The organism is Nocardioides secundeburneus (assembly GCF_039939255.1).
GTDB lineage: Bacteria > Actinomycetota > Actinomycetes > Propionibacteriales > Nocardioidaceae > Nocardioides.
Genome location: NZ_JBDUUE010000002.1, coordinates 59,845 through 74,673 on the forward strand (window position 1 = coordinate 59,845; position 14,829 = coordinate 74,673).

The 14,829-nt window shown below is 74.5% G+C and carries 18 protein-coding genes; 9 read left to right on the forward strand and 9 right to left on the reverse strand.

The window, feature by feature from the left end:
• Positions 1-14: 14 nt before the first annotated feature.
• The 4 genes from ABFT23_RS05245 (at position 15) to ABFT23_RS05260 (ending at position 2,497) form a co-directional block, all read left to right on the forward strand.
• The gene (locus ABFT23_RS05245) at positions 15-1,115 is read left to right on the forward strand and encodes an FUSC family protein (RefSeq protein WP_347893133.1); all 1,101 of its coding nucleotides are present in this window, start codon (positions 15-17) and stop codon (positions 1,113-1,115) included.
• A gap of 283 nt (positions 1,116-1,398) precedes the next feature.
• On the forward strand, positions 1,399-1,521 hold the full coding sequence (locus ABFT23_RS05250; protein WP_347893135.1) for a hypothetical protein: 123 nt from the start codon (positions 1,399-1,401) through the stop codon (positions 1,519-1,521).
• 35 nt (positions 1,522-1,556) lie between these two features.
• Positions 1,557-2,111, forward strand: a complete 555-nt coding sequence (locus ABFT23_RS05255; RefSeq protein WP_347893137.1) for a hypothetical protein — start codon at positions 1,557-1,559, stop codon at positions 2,109-2,111.
• The gene (locus ABFT23_RS05260; RefSeq protein WP_347893138.1) at positions 2,081-2,497 is read left to right on the forward strand and encodes a hypothetical protein; all 417 of its coding nucleotides are present in this window, start codon (positions 2,081-2,083) and stop codon (positions 2,495-2,497) included. Before ABFT23_RS05255 ends, ABFT23_RS05260 begins: the two co-directional genes overlap by 31 nt.
• Here the strand turns inward: ABFT23_RS05260 and ABFT23_RS05265 are convergent.
• The 9 genes from ABFT23_RS05265 to ABFT23_RS05305 form a co-directional block, all read right to left on the reverse strand.
• Positions 2,464-3,597, reverse strand: coding sequence for a metallophosphoesterase (locus ABFT23_RS05265; RefSeq protein WP_347893140.1), 1,134 nt, complete (start codon positions 3,595-3,597; stop codon positions 2,464-2,466). The genes ABFT23_RS05260 and ABFT23_RS05265 overlap by 34 nt on opposite strands.
• A gap of 146 nt (positions 3,598-3,743) precedes the next feature.
• Complete coding sequence (locus tag ABFT23_RS05270; protein WP_347893141.1) at positions 3,744-4,190, reverse strand: hypothetical protein; 447 nt, start codon at positions 4,188-4,190, stop codon at positions 3,744-3,746.
• 85 nt (positions 4,191-4,275) lie between these two features.
• Complete coding sequence (locus ABFT23_RS05275; protein ID WP_347893142.1) at positions 4,276-4,968, reverse strand: GOLPH3/VPS74 family protein; 693 nt, start codon at positions 4,966-4,968, stop codon at positions 4,276-4,278.
• A gap of 10 nt (positions 4,969-4,978) precedes the next feature.
• The gene (locus ABFT23_RS05280; RefSeq protein ID WP_347893144.1) at positions 4,979-5,863 is read right to left on the reverse strand and encodes a metal ABC transporter permease; all 885 of its coding nucleotides are present in this window, start codon (positions 5,861-5,863) and stop codon (positions 4,979-4,981) included.
• On the reverse strand, positions 5,863-6,648 hold the full coding sequence (locus tag ABFT23_RS05285) for a metal ABC transporter ATP-binding protein (RefSeq protein ID WP_347893145.1): 786 nt from the start codon (positions 6,646-6,648) through the stop codon (positions 5,863-5,865). Before ABFT23_RS05285 ends, ABFT23_RS05280 begins: the two co-directional genes overlap by 1 nt.
• Positions 6,645-7,619, reverse strand: coding sequence for a metal ABC transporter solute-binding protein, Zn/Mn family (locus ABFT23_RS05290; RefSeq protein ID WP_347893147.1), 975 nt, complete (start codon positions 7,617-7,619; stop codon positions 6,645-6,647). The genes ABFT23_RS05285 and ABFT23_RS05290 overlap by 4 nt, the downstream gene beginning before the upstream one ends.
• A 45-nt stretch (positions 7,620-7,664) precedes the next feature.
• Complete coding sequence (locus tag ABFT23_RS05295; protein ID WP_347893148.1) at positions 7,665-8,123, reverse strand: hypothetical protein; 459 nt, start codon at positions 8,121-8,123, stop codon at positions 7,665-7,667.
• Positions 8,124-8,130: 7 nt separating this feature from the next.
• Positions 8,131-8,877, reverse strand: a complete 747-nt coding sequence (locus ABFT23_RS05300) for a TIGR03943 family putative permease subunit (RefSeq protein WP_347893150.1) — start codon at positions 8,875-8,877, stop codon at positions 8,131-8,133.
• Entirely contained in the window at positions 8,874-9,860 is a 987-nt protein-coding gene (locus ABFT23_RS05305; protein WP_347893151.1) for a permease, read from the reverse strand. The genes ABFT23_RS05300 and ABFT23_RS05305 overlap by 4 nt, the downstream gene beginning before the upstream one ends.
• A 195-nt stretch (positions 9,861-10,055) precedes the next feature.
• On the opposite strand from ABFT23_RS05305, the gene ABFT23_RS05310 reads away from it, so the two are divergent.
• The 5 genes from ABFT23_RS05310 to ABFT23_RS05330 all read left to right on the forward strand — a co-directional run bounded on the left by ABFT23_RS05310 (position 10,056) and on the right by ABFT23_RS05330 (position 14,764).
• The gene (locus tag ABFT23_RS05310; RefSeq protein ID WP_347893152.1) at positions 10,056-10,481 is read left to right on the forward strand and encodes a Fur family transcriptional regulator; all 426 of its coding nucleotides are present in this window, start codon (positions 10,056-10,058) and stop codon (positions 10,479-10,481) included.
• Positions 10,482-10,515: 34 nt separating this feature from the next.
• On the forward strand, positions 10,516-11,772 hold the full coding sequence (locus ABFT23_RS05315; protein ID WP_347893153.1) for an FAD-dependent oxidoreductase: 1,257 nt from the start codon (positions 10,516-10,518) through the stop codon (positions 11,770-11,772).
• Positions 11,773-11,832: 60 nt separating this feature from the next.
• Positions 11,833-12,762 carry an NAD(P)/FAD-dependent oxidoreductase gene (locus ABFT23_RS05320; RefSeq protein ID WP_347893155.1) on the forward strand — a complete coding sequence of 310 codons (930 nt, stop codon included), beginning with the start codon at positions 11,833-11,835 and terminating at the stop codon, positions 12,760-12,762.
• A gap of 65 nt (positions 12,763-12,827) precedes the next feature.
• Positions 12,828-14,492 (forward strand): Ig-like domain-containing protein, encoded by a 1,665-nt coding sequence (locus ABFT23_RS05325; protein ID WP_347893156.1) that lies wholly within the window; start codon positions 12,828-12,830, stop codon positions 14,490-14,492.
• Between the two features lie 65 nt (positions 14,493-14,557).
• Positions 14,558-14,764, forward strand: a complete 207-nt coding sequence (locus tag ABFT23_RS05330) for a TOBE domain-containing protein (protein ID WP_347893158.1) — start codon at positions 14,558-14,560, stop codon at positions 14,762-14,764.
• Positions 14,765-14,829 lie beyond the last annotated feature (65 nt).

Here is a 14,829-nt window from a genome sequence, read left to right on the forward strand (position 1 = left end):
TAGCGTCCAGCCGCATGGAGGTCCCCGGGCTCGACCGCGTGCAGCGCCGCGGACGTCGCAGCCTCAAGCAGCGGCTCGAGCGGTTCCGCGACAAGCGCTGGCAGATCGCCCAGTGCGCGATCGCGGCCGGCATCGCGTGGCTGATCGCCAAGGACCTGCTCGGCCACGACGTGCCGGTCTTCGCGCCGATCGCCGCCGTCGTCAGCCTCGGGACGTCGTACGCCCAGCGGTTGCGCCGGGTCGCCGAGGTCACCGCGGGGGTCGCGATCGGCGTCTTCCTCGGCGACCTCCTCGTCGTCTGGCTCGGGTCGGGGCCGTGGCAGATCGCGCTCATCGTCGGCCTCGCCATGACCACCGCGGTCCTGCTCGACGCCGGCACCCTGTTCGTCAACCAGGCCGCCGTGCAGGCCTTGTTCGTCGCCGCGCTCGTGCCCGGGGCCGGCGAGTCACTGTTGCGCTGGACCGACGCGCTCGTCGGCGGTGCCGTCGCGCTCGTGGCCGCGACCGTCGTCCCGGCGGCGCCGCTGCGGCGACCGCGGGAGCAGGCCGCCGCCGTGCTGTCGAAGGTGGCCGAGCTGCTGCGCGGTGCCGGCGACGTCATGGACGACGGCGACGTCGAGCGGGCGCTCGACCTGCTGGCCGACGCCCGCGCGACCGACCACCTCGTGCGACGGCTGCAGGCCGCCGCCGACGAGGGCATGGCGGTGGTGGCGTCGTCGCCGTTCCGGGTCCGGCACCGTCCGGGCATCCGGCGCATGGCCGACATCGTCGACCCGCTCGACCGGGCGTTGCGCAGCACGCGGGTGCTCGTCCGCCAGGTCACCGTGGCGGCCTACCGACGCCGGCCGGTGCCGCACGCCTACGCCCTGCTCGCCGCCGACCTCGCCTCGGCGATCGACGAGATGGTCGCCCATCTCCACGTCGACGAGCCCGCCGACGCCGTCCGCGACCGGCTGCTCGACGTCGGCCGGGCGACGGCGGCGGTCGAGCGGGTCGACGAGCTGAGCGCGGAGGTCGTGCTCGCCCAGCTACGCTCGGTCATCGCCGACCTGCTGATGCTCACGGGCATGGGCCAGCTCGAGGCCACCGACGCGCTGCCGCCCCCGCGGTCCTGACCATCGCGGAGCCACCCACAGTCACCCCTACGGGCGGTGTGCACCCATTCCCAGGGGTGGGCCGGACGACGACGAGGCCACCGTAGGTTCGTGGTGTCGACGGGTTTCGGACTCACGCAGCTCCGCGAGGCCGACGACATCCCGATCCGGTCCAACTGGCGCTAGTTACCGGGTTCGTCTGAGGCTCCTCCGTCGCCCTCCAGGCCGGTGGGGCCTCAGTCGTTTTCCGGCCCCCGCCCCCGGGGTGTGGCCCGGCCACTCCGCCCTGATGTGAGGTGGAGCCATGGCATCGACCCGTCCGGAAGCCCGATCGGCCCACCCGACCTCGCAGGCCGGGAGCCTGATCGGTCACGCGCTGCTCTGGATCGGGCCGGCGCTCGCGTTCCTCCTCGCGGTGCTGCGCTAGCACCACGAGCCGCTCGAGGCGGCAGGATGTCGCCCATGTCCGACGCCGCACCGCCGCCACCCCCCACGCCTCCGTCCGGCCCGCCTCCCGGGCAGCCCCCCGCAGGTCCGCCGCCGGGCTGGACGCCGCCGCCCGGCGGGGCGCCGTCGTCCGGGCGGAATCGGCTGCCGTTGGTCGTCGGTGGCGCCGTCGTGGTGGTGCTGGTGGTCGTGGTCGTGCTGGTGGTCGTGCTCGGCGGCAGCAAGGACGCCGCCGACGCCCGAAGCGTCGACGACGTCGCCGACGTGGCTCTGGCCGCCGCGGAGGACCTCGACGTCGACGCCGGCGTCGACGTGCTCTGCGAGGCCCCCGACCCCGACGACCGGGCCGAGCTCGAGGCGCTCATCGACGCCGCCCGCGACGCCACGGGCACCGACGACCCCGACATCGACTACGAGGTCTCCGACGTCGAGGGCGACGCGACCGGGTCGTTCCGGGTCACGGTCACCAGCGACGAGGAGGAGCTCCAGGACGGCGAGGGCTCGTTCCTCGTCACCGTCGAGCAGCGGGGCGACCGCTCGTGCATCGCCGAGATCGAGCCCGGGGGCTGAGCACCCTCCGCCGGCCCGGTCGCCTCGTCGGCGCCGCGTTCGTCGCCGGCTCGGCCGCCACGACCCTCGGCTTGGGGGCGGCCGACGCGCTGCGGCTGACCGGGGCGCTGCTCCGCCACGCGCCGGTCTACGGCGCCGCCCTGGTCTGGCTCGTGGCCGCGCCGCTGGTGCTCACGCTCGCACTCGTCGTCCGGACGCCGTGGCCGTGGGTGGCGACGTCGACCGGGCAGCTCGTGGTCGTCACCGGGCTCGTCGTGCGCTTGCGGCACCTGCTGGCCTGGTGGGCCTGGCCGGCGCTGCTGCTCGCCGTCGTCGTCGGCGTGGCGTCGGTGGTGCTCGTCGTGGCCGAGGCTCAGGAGCGGCGCAGCACGACGACGTCGACCTGAGCCGGGGCGAGCACGCGCACCGGCGGACCCGACGTGCCGACGCCGCGGCTGACGACGATCGGCACCCCGTCGACGACGCCCTGCCCGGCGACGACGGGGTCGGCGAGCGCGGCGAGCAGGTGCACCGGCCAGAGCTGGCCCCCGTGGGTGTGACCCGAGAGCACGAGATCGACCCCGCTGTCGCGCGGCAGGTCGTGCGCCTGTCGTGGCTCGTGGGCGACGTAGAGCAGGAAGTCGTCGGGGTCGACACCGGCGAGCGCCGCCCCGGGATCGGGCTCGAGGACGCCGGTGCCGGTCGCGTCGTGCACCCCGGCGACCGTGAGCCCGGGCGCCACCTCGACCGAGGCGTTGCCGAGCACGTCGACGCCCCGCTGCTCGTAGGCCGCGATCCACTCCTGGGCCTCGTCGACGCCGCCGAGCAGCTCGTGGTTGCCGATGACCCCGACCACGCCGAGCGGCGGGTCGAGGTCGGTCAACGCGTTGAGGTAGGGCGCGACGTCGTCGGGCGAGCCGTCGACGAGGTCGCCGCCTAGCACGACGAGGTCGGGGTCCTGCTGCTCGACGAGGCGGACCACGCGACGGGTCCAGCCGGCGTCGTGCAACGCGCCGACGTGCAGGTCGGTGACCAGCGCGATCCGCAGCCCGTCGAGGTCGGCGGGCAAGGCCTCGCTGCGGACCTCCGACGTCTCGACGCCGGGCCGCGTCGCGGCGACCACGCCGTACATGGTGACGGCGAGGGCCAGGGCGACGACCGCCGGGGTGACCAGGCGCAGCAGCCGCCTCCGGGCCTCGGGCCGCGCGGCGAGCCGCAGCGCGAGCGCGGCGACGGCGAGCGCGGCGAGCCCCAGGGCCAGGTAGAGCCCGACGGCGATCGCGGTCATGCCGAGCCAGACGAACGGTCGGGTCACCTCCGGATCACCGCGGCGCAACAGCGCGGCCCCGACGACGAACACCGCGACGCCGCCCAGCAGCACGCCGAGCACCACCCGCCGCCCGCGCGGCGCGAGGTCGGTCGCGACGGCGAGGCGACGGTAGGCCCAGGTCAGCAGCGCGGCGAGGACGAGCAGGCCGACCAGCGCGGACAGGACGGCACGGACCACTCCGCCACGATCGCAGAGCGGTGGTGAGAGTCTCCGCCGATGGGGCTAGCGGCGATGCCGACGGCTGCCGATATGCCAGTTGGTCAATCCGTTCGCTAGACATATTCCACGCGCCGCTGCGGTCGTGCACCCGACCGCAGCGGCGCTCACGCCGGGCACGTCGTCGCCAGGTAGGCGTTGAACGCGTCGGGGTCGGCCGGGGCGCCGGTGGGTGACTCGACGTTGGCGCCGGTCTCCGACATCGCGCTGTCGATCAGCTCGCGCAGGCTGGTGAGGCCGCCGTCGCTCAGCCCCAGCGGCGGGCCCAGGCCCAGCAGCTCGTCGCCGGCCTCGAGCAGCGCGGTCGTCGAGGGCTCGTCGCGGGTCGCGACGTAGGTCGACTGCGCCTCGGCGAAGGCGCGGAACGCGGTGCAGAACTCCTCGGGGCTGGCCTGCGTGGGCGGGTCCGTGGCTGTGATGGTCGGGCTCGGTGACCCGGGCCCGGCCTCCGGGTCGTCGGTGCCGCCCAGCAGCAGGACGGCGACCACGACGGCGAGCACGAGCACCGCCGGCACCGCGAACCTCGCCCAGCGGCGTGACGTCAGGTCGGCCATGGGACCCAGGCTAGGGACCGGCTCGTCGGGCGGCCGTGGAGGGTCGAGCGCGGTCGGGCGCCGTCCCGGTGCGGGTCGCGGCGGGTCAGCTCGTGGCGGTCGTGGCGGTCGTGGCGGCGGTGGTCGCGGCGATGGCGGCGGTGGTCGCGGCCACCGAGGCCTGGATGGCGTCGCGCACGGCCTTGCTCGCCCAGTCGCCCTCGGCCAGCTCCTTCGCGCGCCGCTTGACGTCGCGCTTCGAGACGCCGTCGACGTCGACGACCTTGTGCGCCTGGTCGACGGCGTGCAGCAGTGCCACGAGACCGCGCGTGTGCGGGTCGGGCTCCTCGCCGTGGGCGAGAGCCGCCGTCAGCGCCCGGCGGACGACGGCCTCGCGCGTCGTGTCGGCGGCGGGCCAGCGGGTGCGGGAGAAGATGCCGAGCACCCGGGAGTCCTCGCGCTCGAGGATGCCGCGGTCGGCGAGCCGTCGGGCGAGCGTGTCGTCGAGATCCTTGCCGAGGCGGCCGACGAGGTCCTGTGCCGAGCGCTCCTTCGCGGCCACGGTCTGCAGGGCCCCCGCCAGCACGGCGTCGTCCGGCACCCGGTCGCCGACCGCGTGGACCTTCGCCGAGCGCCAGACGCTCGCCTTCTCCTCGACCTCGACGAGCCCGGCCAGCGCGAGGTCGGCGAGCACGGCCCCGCCGAGCACGGTCTGGAGGTCGACCCAGCCCGTCGGCTTGCCGGACTCGTCGTCGAGCAGCAGCAGGAGCAGGTCCTCGGCCAGCAACGGCGTCGTCATGGCCCGAAAACTAGGCCGCACCGATGCCGACGGCACCACCCCCGGAGGGGGCGACCTCGCGGCGCCGGTCCGGGCGCCCGACGACGCGCGCGACCAGGTAGATCAGGAACGACAGCGTCGTCACGTAGGGGCTGATCGGGATGGCGGTGCCGAGCGCGAGGAAGGTCCCGCCGAGCATGGCGGTGAGCGCGAAGAGGGCCGAGAGCAGCGGCAGCAGCACCGGCGACGTCGTGAGCCGGATCGCGGCGGCCGTCGGGGTGCACAGCAGGGCCAGCACGAGCAGGGCCCCGACCGCCTGGACGGCGACCGCGACCGTGCAGCCGAGCAGGATCATGAACACCCAGTGCAGCAGGCCCACCGGCACCCCGCGCGCGGCGGCGACCTCGGGGTCGACGGAGGCGAACATCAGCGGGCGCCAGATCACCGCGAGCACAGCGACGACGGCGAGCGTCGTGACGATCATCAGGTTCAGCCGCGCCGAGTCGACGGCGACGATCTGGCCGGTGAGCAGGCCGAACTTGTTGGCTGAGCGGCCCTCGTGCAGGGCGAGGAAGAGGATGCCGAGACCGAGGCCGAACGGCATCAGGACGCCGATGACCGAGTTGCGCTCGCGGGCCCGGGCGCCGAGGGCGGCGATGAGCGCGGCGGCGACGACGGAGCCGGCGAACGAGCCGGCCACGACCGAGCCGCCGAGCAGCAGCGCGGCGGCGGCGCCGGCGAACGACATCTCGCTGACACCGTGCACGGCGAACGGCAGGTCGCGGGCGATCACGAACACGCCGACGAGCCCGCCGAGCAGGCCCAGCAGCGCGCCCGCGTAGAGGGAGTTCTGGACGAGTGGGACGAGCCGGTCGTAGTTGCTGAAGTCGACGAAGTCGGAGAACGCGAGGTCCATCAGAACCCCACGGCCTCGTCGGCGAGCACGGCCACCCGGTCGCGGCGGCGCACGACCTCGACGCGGGTGCCGTAGAGCGACGACAGCACCTCGCTGCGCAGCACCTCGTCGGGCGTGCCGAGCACGAAGCGACCGTCCATCAGGTAGAGCACCAGGTCGGTCGCGCCGAGCACCGGGTTGATCTCGTGGGTCACGAACACGACAGCGGTGCCGTGGTCGCGACGACGCCGGTCGAGCAGGTCGACGACGCGGGCCTGGTGGCGCGGGTCGAGCGAGAGCAGCGGCTCGTCGCACAGCAGCACGTCGGGGTCGGTGGCCAGCGCCTGCGCGATGCGGACGCGCTGCTGCTCGCCGCCGGACATGCGCCCGAGGCGGACGTCGGCGAGGTGGTCGGCGCCGACCTGCCGCAGCCGGTCCTGGACGACGGACGAGCGGCCCCACGACGGCAGGCCCCACCGGTGCCCGTCGACGCCGAGCTGCACGAGGTCACGGCCGCGGACGGGGGTGTCGGCGTCGAACCCGCTGTGCTGCGGCACGTAGCCGACGCGCCGGTCGCCGCGACGCACGGCGCGTCCGGCCACCGAGGCCGACCCGGCGGTGAGCTCGCGCAGGCCGAGCACGACCTTGAGCAGGCTCGATTTCCCCGAGCCGTTGGGCCCGAGCACGGTCACGAAGGTGCCGGGCTCGACGTCGAGGTCGAGCCCGCTCCACAGCTCGCGGCCGCCGAGCCGCAGCGTCGCCTGCCGCAGCGAGAGCACGGGGCGGCTCGGGCCCGCGGTCGTCATGCCGCGGCGAGGGCCGCCGAGACGGCGTCGATGTTGCCCTGCATCCAGCTGACGTAGTGCTCGCCCTCGGGCAGCAGCTCGGTCACCGGGACGACGGGCACCCCGGCGGCCTCGGCGGCCGCGCGGACCTGCTCGGTCACCGGGCTCGTCGTCTGGTCGTTGTAGAAGAGCAGGTCGATGTCGCCGGCCCCGATCTGGTCGAGCACCTCCTGGACGACGGCGACCGGCACGTCCTCGCCCTCCTCGACGGCCTCGGAGAAGGCCTCCGGCGTGCGGTCGACGAGGCCGAGGGCGCTGGCGAGGTAGACCGGCAGCGGCTCGGTGACCCCGATCGGCCGCCCGTCGACTGTCTCGTGCAGCTGCTCCTCGGCGGCGGTGAGGCCGTCGAGCTCGGTCTGCAGGGCGGCGGCATTGGCCTCGTAGGTGGTGGCGTTGTCGGGGTCGGCCTCGGCGAGGCCGGCCGCGATCGCGGAGGCGACCTTGCCGACCGTCGGGACGTCGTACCAGACGTGTTCGTTGACCTCGCCGTGGCTGTGGCCCTCCTCCTCGGCGTGGCCCTCCTCCTCGGCGTGCTCCTCCGAGCCGCCCTCGTCGGCGCCGTAGCCGGACAGCTCGAAGGCGTCGACGACGTCGGCGTCGGTCTTGCTGGAGGTGACCATCGTGTCGACGAAGTCGTCGTAGCCCCCGCCGTTGGCGACGACGACGTCGGCGTCGGCGACGGTCAGGAGCGTGTCGGCGTCGGCCTCGAAGCCGTGGGGGTCCTGGTTGCCGTCGCTGATGATCGAGGTGACCTCGACGAGGTCGCCGCCGACCGAGGCAGCGACGTCGCCCCACACGTTGGTGGAGGCGACGACGGAGAGCCGGCCGTCGCCGGCGCCTCCGGGGCTCGACGTGCTGTCGTCGGACCCGCAGGCGGCGAGGGTGCCCACGGCGAGCAGGGAGACGGCGGAGAGGGCGAGCGCGTGCTTCATGACGACCAGACTACATCAAAACGAGAATCGTTCTCATTTTGATCGCTACTTGGCGTCCGAGAGCCCGCGCACGCAGTTCGCCGTGACGAACTCGGCGAGTGCGTCGGCGTGCCGCTCGTCGGCCACGGTGGCGGTGCCGCCGGACTCGACGAGGTCCTGGGCGGAGGCGTCGTCGGCCAGGCCGAGGAACACGCGGGCGACGTAGGCGACCCCCGCCCGGGCGTCATCGGACATCTCCGCGGTGTCGGCGGCGAGGTCGACCACGCGGTCGGCCGAGGCTCGCAGGTCGGAGACGGTCTGCGGCGACGCGGCGCTCAGGTGGGCGTCCTGGGCGTCGGCGAGGTCGTCGAACCCGGCGCAGAACTCGTCGGTCGTGACGACGGCGGCCGGCGGCCCGCCGGCACCGGCCGGCGGGTCCGCGTCGTGGCCGCGCGCCAGCAGCGCGACGCCGACGACGGCGACGACGGCCAGCGGCGCGACCAGCGATCGCGCTCGGACGGTCACCGGCGGCCTACTCGTAGGTCTGCGTCGGGGCGCCGATCTCCTCGACGCCGGTCGCCACGATGGACGGCGGGTTCGTGCCGTCGGTGCCGCTGCCGGTCTCGTAGGTGCCGGTGACCTTGACCCACTGGTCACGGGCCGGCTTGTCGGCGTCGGCGACCTTCACCTGGTAGCTGATCGCGTCGGCGGCGCAGCAGCCGATCGTCATGCGGGTGACGTACCAGTTCTCCTGCTGGTCGTAGGAGACGAACCCGGTCAGCTCGACCGGCTGGTCCTCGAGCGTGGTGCCGCCGTCCTGGGCGCGCCAGATGAACTCGGTGACGTCGACCGGCACGACCTCGTCGCCCTCGAGGTCGGTCAGCGAGGCCGGCTCGGCCACCGTCTGGGCCTCGCCCGCGCGCCGCTCGGCGAGGTAGGAGCCCAGCTGGGGCGGGCTGATCACGAACGTGACGAGGCCGGGCAGCACGAGCAGCCAGGTCACGAGCGGGATGCCGCCGTGGCCGTGCCCGTCGTCGCCGTCGTCGTGGCCGTGCCCGTCGTGCTTCTCGTGGCCCGAGAGCACGAGGCCGACGGCGAGGCCGACGAGCAGCACGCCGCTGACGAGGATCGGCCACTTCATCCACGCCGTCACGTAGCGCAGGTAGTCGTCGGTGAACGCCAGCCGCACCAGCACGGCACCGAGGAAGGCCATCAGCAGACCCTGCGTCGGCCGCGTCATCGACGGCGTGCGCAGGCGTCGTCCGCCCGAACCGCTCACAGCAACCACCATCCGATCCCGACGGCGGAGAGGATCGCCGTCACCATCACCACGGGCACGAACTGGCGCGCGAACGGCACGCCGAAGGTGCCCGCCTCCATCGAGGCGAGCTTGACGTCCATCGCCGGCCCGACGACCAGGAAGACGAGCTTGGCGGTGTCGCTGAACGCGGTGAAGCTCGCGGCGACGAACGCGTCGGACTCCGAGCACAGCGCCACCACGAACGCGAACAGGGCCAGCGTGAGGACGCCGAGCACGGCCTGGCCCGCGACCGTGTCGACGACGTGGCGCGGCACGAAGGTGTTCACGGCGGCCGCGAGCATCGCGCCGATGACCAGGAAGCCGGAGGCGTGCAGGAAGTCGTGCCGCACCGTCTCGACGAACTTCTCGCGCTTGCTCATGTCGGCGCCGAAGTCGCGCAGCCGCTTGCTGATCGGCAGCCGCGCGCCGCGCGAGAGCACCCACCAGCCGACGAGCACCGCGGTCAGCATCGAGGCGATGAAACGGGCCAGCACGAACTCCGGCTGGCCGGGGAAGGCGACCGCCGTCGACACGATGACGGCCGGGTTGACCGCCGGCGCGGCCAGCAGGAACGTGAGCGCGACGGCGGGCGCGATGCCGCGGCGGATGAGGCTGCCGGCGATCGGCACGGCCGCGCACTCGCAGCCGGGCAGCCCGACCCCGGCCACGCCGGCGACCGGGACGCCGAGGGCCGGGTTCTTCGGGATGATCCGGCTCAGCAGCCGCTCCGACAGCAGGGCGGAGATGACGGCCGACAAGATGACGCCGACCACGAGGAACGGTGTCGACTGGATGACGATCGCGACGAAGATCGTGCTCCACGTCGACAGCGACGGGTGGTCGAGCAGGGGCACCAGCCACCGGCTGCTGACCAGGATGGCGAGGATGACCAGGGCGACGACCTCGACCTGGCCGATCGGACGCCGGACGTCGGGCTCCCGGGTGGGTGCGGTGCTGCTCACGATGGGTGGTGCCTCTTTCGGTGCGGGCGCATCTGGCACAGACTAAACGTAGTGAACACCATTCTCGATAGGTTCGGGTCCGGTCCGGCCGGGAAACCCGCGCCGTTCGCGCCGGAGCCAGACGGAGGACGGCGACGCGGTACATGCCGGTAACCTGACCTCGCCGGCACACCGTCCGGCCGACCGGAGGACACGTTGAACGACCAGGCCGTCGCCCGTGGGGGCGCGACACGATCGACACGTCAGAAGCGCGCCGTCGAGGCGGCCATGAAGTCGTCCGACGACTTCCGCACCGCGCAGGAGATCCACGAGGCGCTGCGCCACGACGGCGAGTCCGTCGGTCTGGCCACGGTCTACCGCACGCTCCAGACCCTCACCGACCTCGGCGAGGTCGACATGGTCAAGACCGACGGCGGCGAGGCCGTCTACCGCCGCTGCAGCCCCACGCACCACCACCACCTGGTCTGCCGCCACTGCGGGCGCACCGTCGAGATCGCCGGCCCCACGGTCGAGCGCTGGGCGTCGGCCAAGGCCGCCGAGCACGACTTCGCCGACGTCAGCCACACCGTCGAGCTGTTCGGCACCTGCCCCGCCTGCCAGAAGGTCCTCGACCAGGGGTGAGCCCGGGCCGGGCCCGCGGTGGGATGTTGTCGCCGTGGAGAGCGGGTCGACGGCTGACGTGATCGTGGTGGGGGCCGGTCTCGCCGGCCTCCGCTGTGCCCTCGAGCTCGAGGCGTCAGGCCTCGACGTACTGGTGGTCGAGGCCGCCGACGCCGTCGGCGGGCGCATCCGCACCGACGACGTCGACGGCTTCCTCGTCGACCGCGGGTTCCAGCTGCTGAACCCGGCCTACCCCGAGCTCGCGAGCTGCGTCGACGTCGACGCCCTGGCGCTGCAGTCGTTCGCGGCCGGCGCGGTGGCCCTCGCCGACGACGGCTCCCGCGTGCGGCTGGGCCACCCCCTGCGAGCACCGGGCCTGCTCGCCCCGACGCTCGCCGCCGGCGGCCGCCGTCCGGGGGAGGTGGTCGCGCTGCTGCGGTGGCTGGGGCCGCTGCTGGTGCCGCACCCGCGCCGCACCCTCGTCGACGTGCTCGGTGCGCGCCGCGGGGCGAGCCGCGGCGCGGCGCTCGACCGGGCGGGGGCCGACGGCTTCCTGCGCCGCGTGCTCGACGGCTTCCTTGCCGGCGTGCTCCTCGAGGACGACGGCTCGACCGCCGAGGTGTTCACGCTCCTGCTGCTCGAGATGTTCGTCCGCGGCGTGCCGGGCGTGCCGCGCGAGGGCATGCAGGCCCTGCCGGAGCAGCTCGCCCGCCGGCTGGCCCGCCCGGTCGTGCTCGGCTCGCCGGTCGAGCACGTCGAGGGCCGCGCGGTGCTGGCCGGGGGAGCGCGGCACACCGCGAGGGCCGTGGTCGTCGCGACCGGTGGCACGGACGCCGCCGGCCTCGTCGGCGTCGAGGCGCCGGCACCCAAGGGCGTGGTCACCACCTGGTGGGCCGCCGACCACGCCCCCGACACCGCAGGGCTGCTGCACGTCGACGGCCGCGCGCGCCGCGGGGGACCGTTGGTCAACTGCGCCGTCGTCTCCGACGCCGCACCCAGCTACGCGCCGTCCGGTCGGCACCTCGTGCAGGGCTCGGCCCTGCTCGGCGACGCCCGCGACACGACGGAGGCCTCGGCCCGGCGGCACGCCGGCGAGCTGCTCGGAGCCGACCCGTCGTCGTGGGAGGTGGTCGCGCGGCACGAGGTGCCGCACGCCCTCCCGGCCCAGCCCGCGCCCTACACCGGACGGCGCCCCGTCGACCTCGGTGACGGCCTGTTCGTCTGCGGCGACCACCGCGACACCGGCTCCATCCAGGGGGCTCTCGTCAGCGGACGCCGGGCCGCGGCGGGCGTGGTCGCGTCACTGCGCTGACCTCGCCGTCCACCGCTCCGTCGCCTGAAGGGGTGGCCACGGCGCTGCGACCATCGGGGGATGGAACCCGTGGTCGTGGTGGGAGCAGGGCTGTCGGGCGTCGCGTGCGCGCGTGAGCTGGTGACGGCCGGCGTGCCGGTGCGGCTCGTCGACCGCGGCCGCCGCGCCGGCGGGCGCATGGCCTCGCGGCGCCTCGACGACCGCCCCGTCGATCTCGGCGCGTCGTACCTCACCGCCGACGGCGACTTCGCCGACGTCGTCGCCGACTGGGAGCGGCGCGGGCTCGCGCACCCGTGGACCGACACCTTCCACGTGCTCGCCCCCGACGCCGAGCCGCGGACGACGACCGGCCCGGTCCGGTGGGGCGCGTCCGGTGGCCTGCGCTCGCTCGTCGAGGACCTCGCCGATGGTCTCGACGTCGAGCTCGGCCGGCACCTCGAGGCGCTGCCCGACGCCGAGGTGGTCGTGCTGGCCGTGCCCGACACCCAGGCCGTGCGCCTGCTGCCCGCCGACGACGCCTTCGACGGCGTCCGCGAGCGGCTGGACCGGGGGTCGGAGCCGGTGCTCGCCCTGGCCGCGCGCTGGGACGAGCGGTCGTGGGACCTCGACGGGGCCTTCGTCAACGACCACCCCGTGCTCGGCTGGGTCGCCGACGACGGGCGTCGCCGCGGCGACGGCGCGCCCGTGCTCGTGGCGCACTCGACGTCGTCGTTCGCCGAGCCCCACCTGGCCGAGCCCGAGCGGGCCGCCGGGCCGATGACGCAGGCGCTGCGCGACCTGCTCGGGCTGGCCGAGCCGGCGAGCACCTACCTGCACCGGTGGAGCCTGGCCCGGCCCACGGGTGAGCGACCGGAGCCCTTTTTGATGGAGCGGGTCGGGTCACGGGTGGTCGCGGCGTGCGGAGACGGATGGGGGCCGAAGCCCAAGGTCGAGACCGCGTGGCGCTCGGGACGCGACCTCGGGCGGGCACTGGCCGACCGCCTGCGCTGAGGCGCCGGTGTCCGGGGATCGGGCCGCCAAGTTAGGTAAGGCAGACCTCAGTTAGGGTCACCTACATGTCCGCACGTCCCCGGGTCGCCGCCGCCGTTCTGGCCGCCGCCTCCGCCATCGCCACGTCGGTCACAGCAGTCTCGGTGCTCGTGCCCACGTCCGCCCACGCCGCCGTCACCGGCTCCGTCGACGACGGGTCGCTCACGTGGGGCCTCTCCACGTACCTCAGCTCGGCCACCTTCGGCCGCCCGAACCCGCTACCGGCGGCCTACGTCGCACCCGCGACCTTCGCCGAGACCGAGCGGCTGACCGGCTTCGGCGCCGGCGACGGCGTCGTCGCGCCCGACGGCAGCGCCGACCTCGCGTTCTCCGGCACCTCGGTCAACTTCGCCAAGACCAGCGGGGCGTGGCTCCGGCTCGCCGACCTGCAGGTCGACCTCGACCCGTCCGGCAACGGCACGGTCAGCGCCGTCGTCAGCTACGGCCAGTCGGTCACCGGCACCGCGCCCGACCTGACCTACGACCCCGCGCAGGCGCCGCAGCGCGGCCCCGAGCGCGTCGAGGTCGTCACGCTCGCGGGCAACTCCGCCTCCGACGCGACCATCACCAGCGACAGCGCCGCGTGGGCGGGTCTCGACGGCGCGTGGTCGCCGGCGTTCCAGGCCTTCCTCGCCGGCGACCCGACAGGCACGCCCGCCGTGCCCGCCTTCGTCTACGCCGGCCAGGTCAACGCCAACGCCGACCGCACCCCGCTGCCGTTCGACGTCGCCGTCCGGACCGAGGCCCCCGTGGTGACGGCCACGGTCACCGGCACCTCGGTCGCGGACGGCGTCAGCGTCGACGTGGCCGGCACGGGCTTCCGCGCCGCCACGCGGCCGGGCGACATGGGGGTCTACGTCGGCATCGCCGAGTCCGGCGGCCTGCCCGACGTGACCCGGCTCGACCAGTCGGCCTTCGCCGCCTCGGACTGGGTCATGCCGCAGCAGATCGTCGACGGTGCCTTCACCCGCACCCTGGTCGCGCCCCTCGACCGGCTCGACCCGGCCACGGCCTACTCGGTCTACACCTGGCAGGCCCACGCGCACTCCAACACCAGCCAGGACACCGAGACGCCGATCGAGCTCGACCTCGACGACCCGGTGCGCGCCTCGACCACCACGGCCGCGGGCGCGCCCCGCAAGGCGTTCGGCCGGACCTCGACGATCACCGCCACCGTCACCGCCGACGCGGGCGCGACCACCTCGGGCACGGTGACCCTCACCGGCGTCGGCGCGGCGCAGACCGCCCCGGTCGTCGACGGCGTCGCCACCTTCACCGTCCCGGCCCGACTGCCGGTCGGCACCTACGCCGCGACGCTCACCTACGCGGGCGGCCCCTCGCTCCGGCCCTCGGCCGCCACGCGCGCGCTGGTGGTGACCAGGGCCGCCACCCGCAGCGTCGTGACGGTCACCCGGAAGCCGACCGCCGGCGTGCGAGGCAAGGCCGGCCGTGCCCGGGTCGTCGTCACCGGCCCGGCCACGGTGGCCAGGCCGGCCGGCCCGGTGACCGTCCGGCTCACCAAGCCCGGCGGGCGCACGCGCACGGTCACCGCCGGCCTGCGCGGCGGCGTCGCCACCGTCGTGCTGCCGCGGCTCGGCCGGGGCCGCTGGACCGCGGTCGCTTCCTCCGCCGGCAACGGCTCGTTCGTGGCCTCGAAGCAGACCGCGCGCTTCGCCGTGACGGTCGGCTGACCGGCCGTCTCGGACCCTCGGCCCGCGTCGAGAGACGCGGGCCGAGGGTCCGTTACGTTGGGGCCATGCGCCTCAGCACCCGCAACCAGCTCCAGGGCACCGTCCTCGAGGTCACCGAGGGCAGCGTCAACGCCACCGTCACCGTCGACGTCGGTGGCCAGACCGTCACGTCGTCCATCACGATGGCCGGACTCGCCGAGATCGGCGTGAAGCCCGGCGACGCCGTCACCGTGCTGGTCAAGGCCAGCGACGTGATGCTCGCGGTCGAGTAGTCCGCCGCGGCCTCCCGTTCGCCCACGACGAACACCGGAACACAAACGGAGAGTCCCTCCGTTGA

What these genes read in the sequence shown, in the direction of transcription:
- ABFT23_RS05255 (WP_347893137.1), top strand. Translation starts at nt 1,557, where the DNA reads ATGTCCGACGCCGCACCGCCGCCACCCCCCACGCCTCCGTCCGGCCCG.
- ABFT23_RS05290 (WP_347893147.1), bottom strand. Translation starts at nt 7,619, where the DNA reads ATGAAGCACGCGCTCGCCCTCTCCGCCGTCTCCCTGCTCGCCGTGGGC.
- ABFT23_RS05320 (WP_347893155.1), top strand. Translation starts at nt 11,833, where the DNA reads ATGGAACCCGTGGTCGTGGTGGGAGCAGGGCTGTCGGGCGTCGCGTGC.
- ABFT23_RS05275 (WP_347893142.1), bottom strand. Translation starts at nt 4,968, where the DNA reads ATGACGACGCCGTTGCTGGCCGAGGACCTGCTCCTGCTGCTGCTCGAC.
- ABFT23_RS05270 (WP_347893141.1), bottom strand. Translation starts at nt 4,190, where the DNA reads ATGGCCGACCTGACGTCACGCCGCTGGGCGAGGTTCGCGGTGCCGGCG.
- ABFT23_RS05250 (WP_347893135.1), top strand. Translation starts at nt 1,399, where the DNA reads ATGGCATCGACCCGTCCGGAAGCCCGATCGGCCCACCCGACCTCGCAG.
- ABFT23_RS05285 (WP_347893145.1), bottom strand. Translation starts at nt 6,648, where the DNA reads ATGACGACCGCGGGCCCGAGCCGCCCCGTGCTCTCGCTGCGGCAGGCG.
- ABFT23_RS05280 (WP_347893144.1), bottom strand. Translation starts at nt 5,863, where the DNA reads ATGGACCTCGCGTTCTCCGACTTCGTCGACTTCAGCAACTACGACCGG.
- ABFT23_RS05330 (WP_347893158.1), top strand. Translation starts at nt 14,558, where the DNA reads ATGCGCCTCAGCACCCGCAACCAGCTCCAGGGCACCGTCCTCGAGGTC.
- ABFT23_RS05325 (WP_347893156.1), top strand. Translation starts at nt 12,828, where the DNA reads ATGTCCGCACGTCCCCGGGTCGCCGCCGCCGTTCTGGCCGCCGCCTCC.
- ABFT23_RS05245 (WP_347893133.1), top strand. Translation starts at nt 15, where the DNA reads ATGGAGGTCCCCGGGCTCGACCGCGTGCAGCGCCGCGGACGTCGCAGC.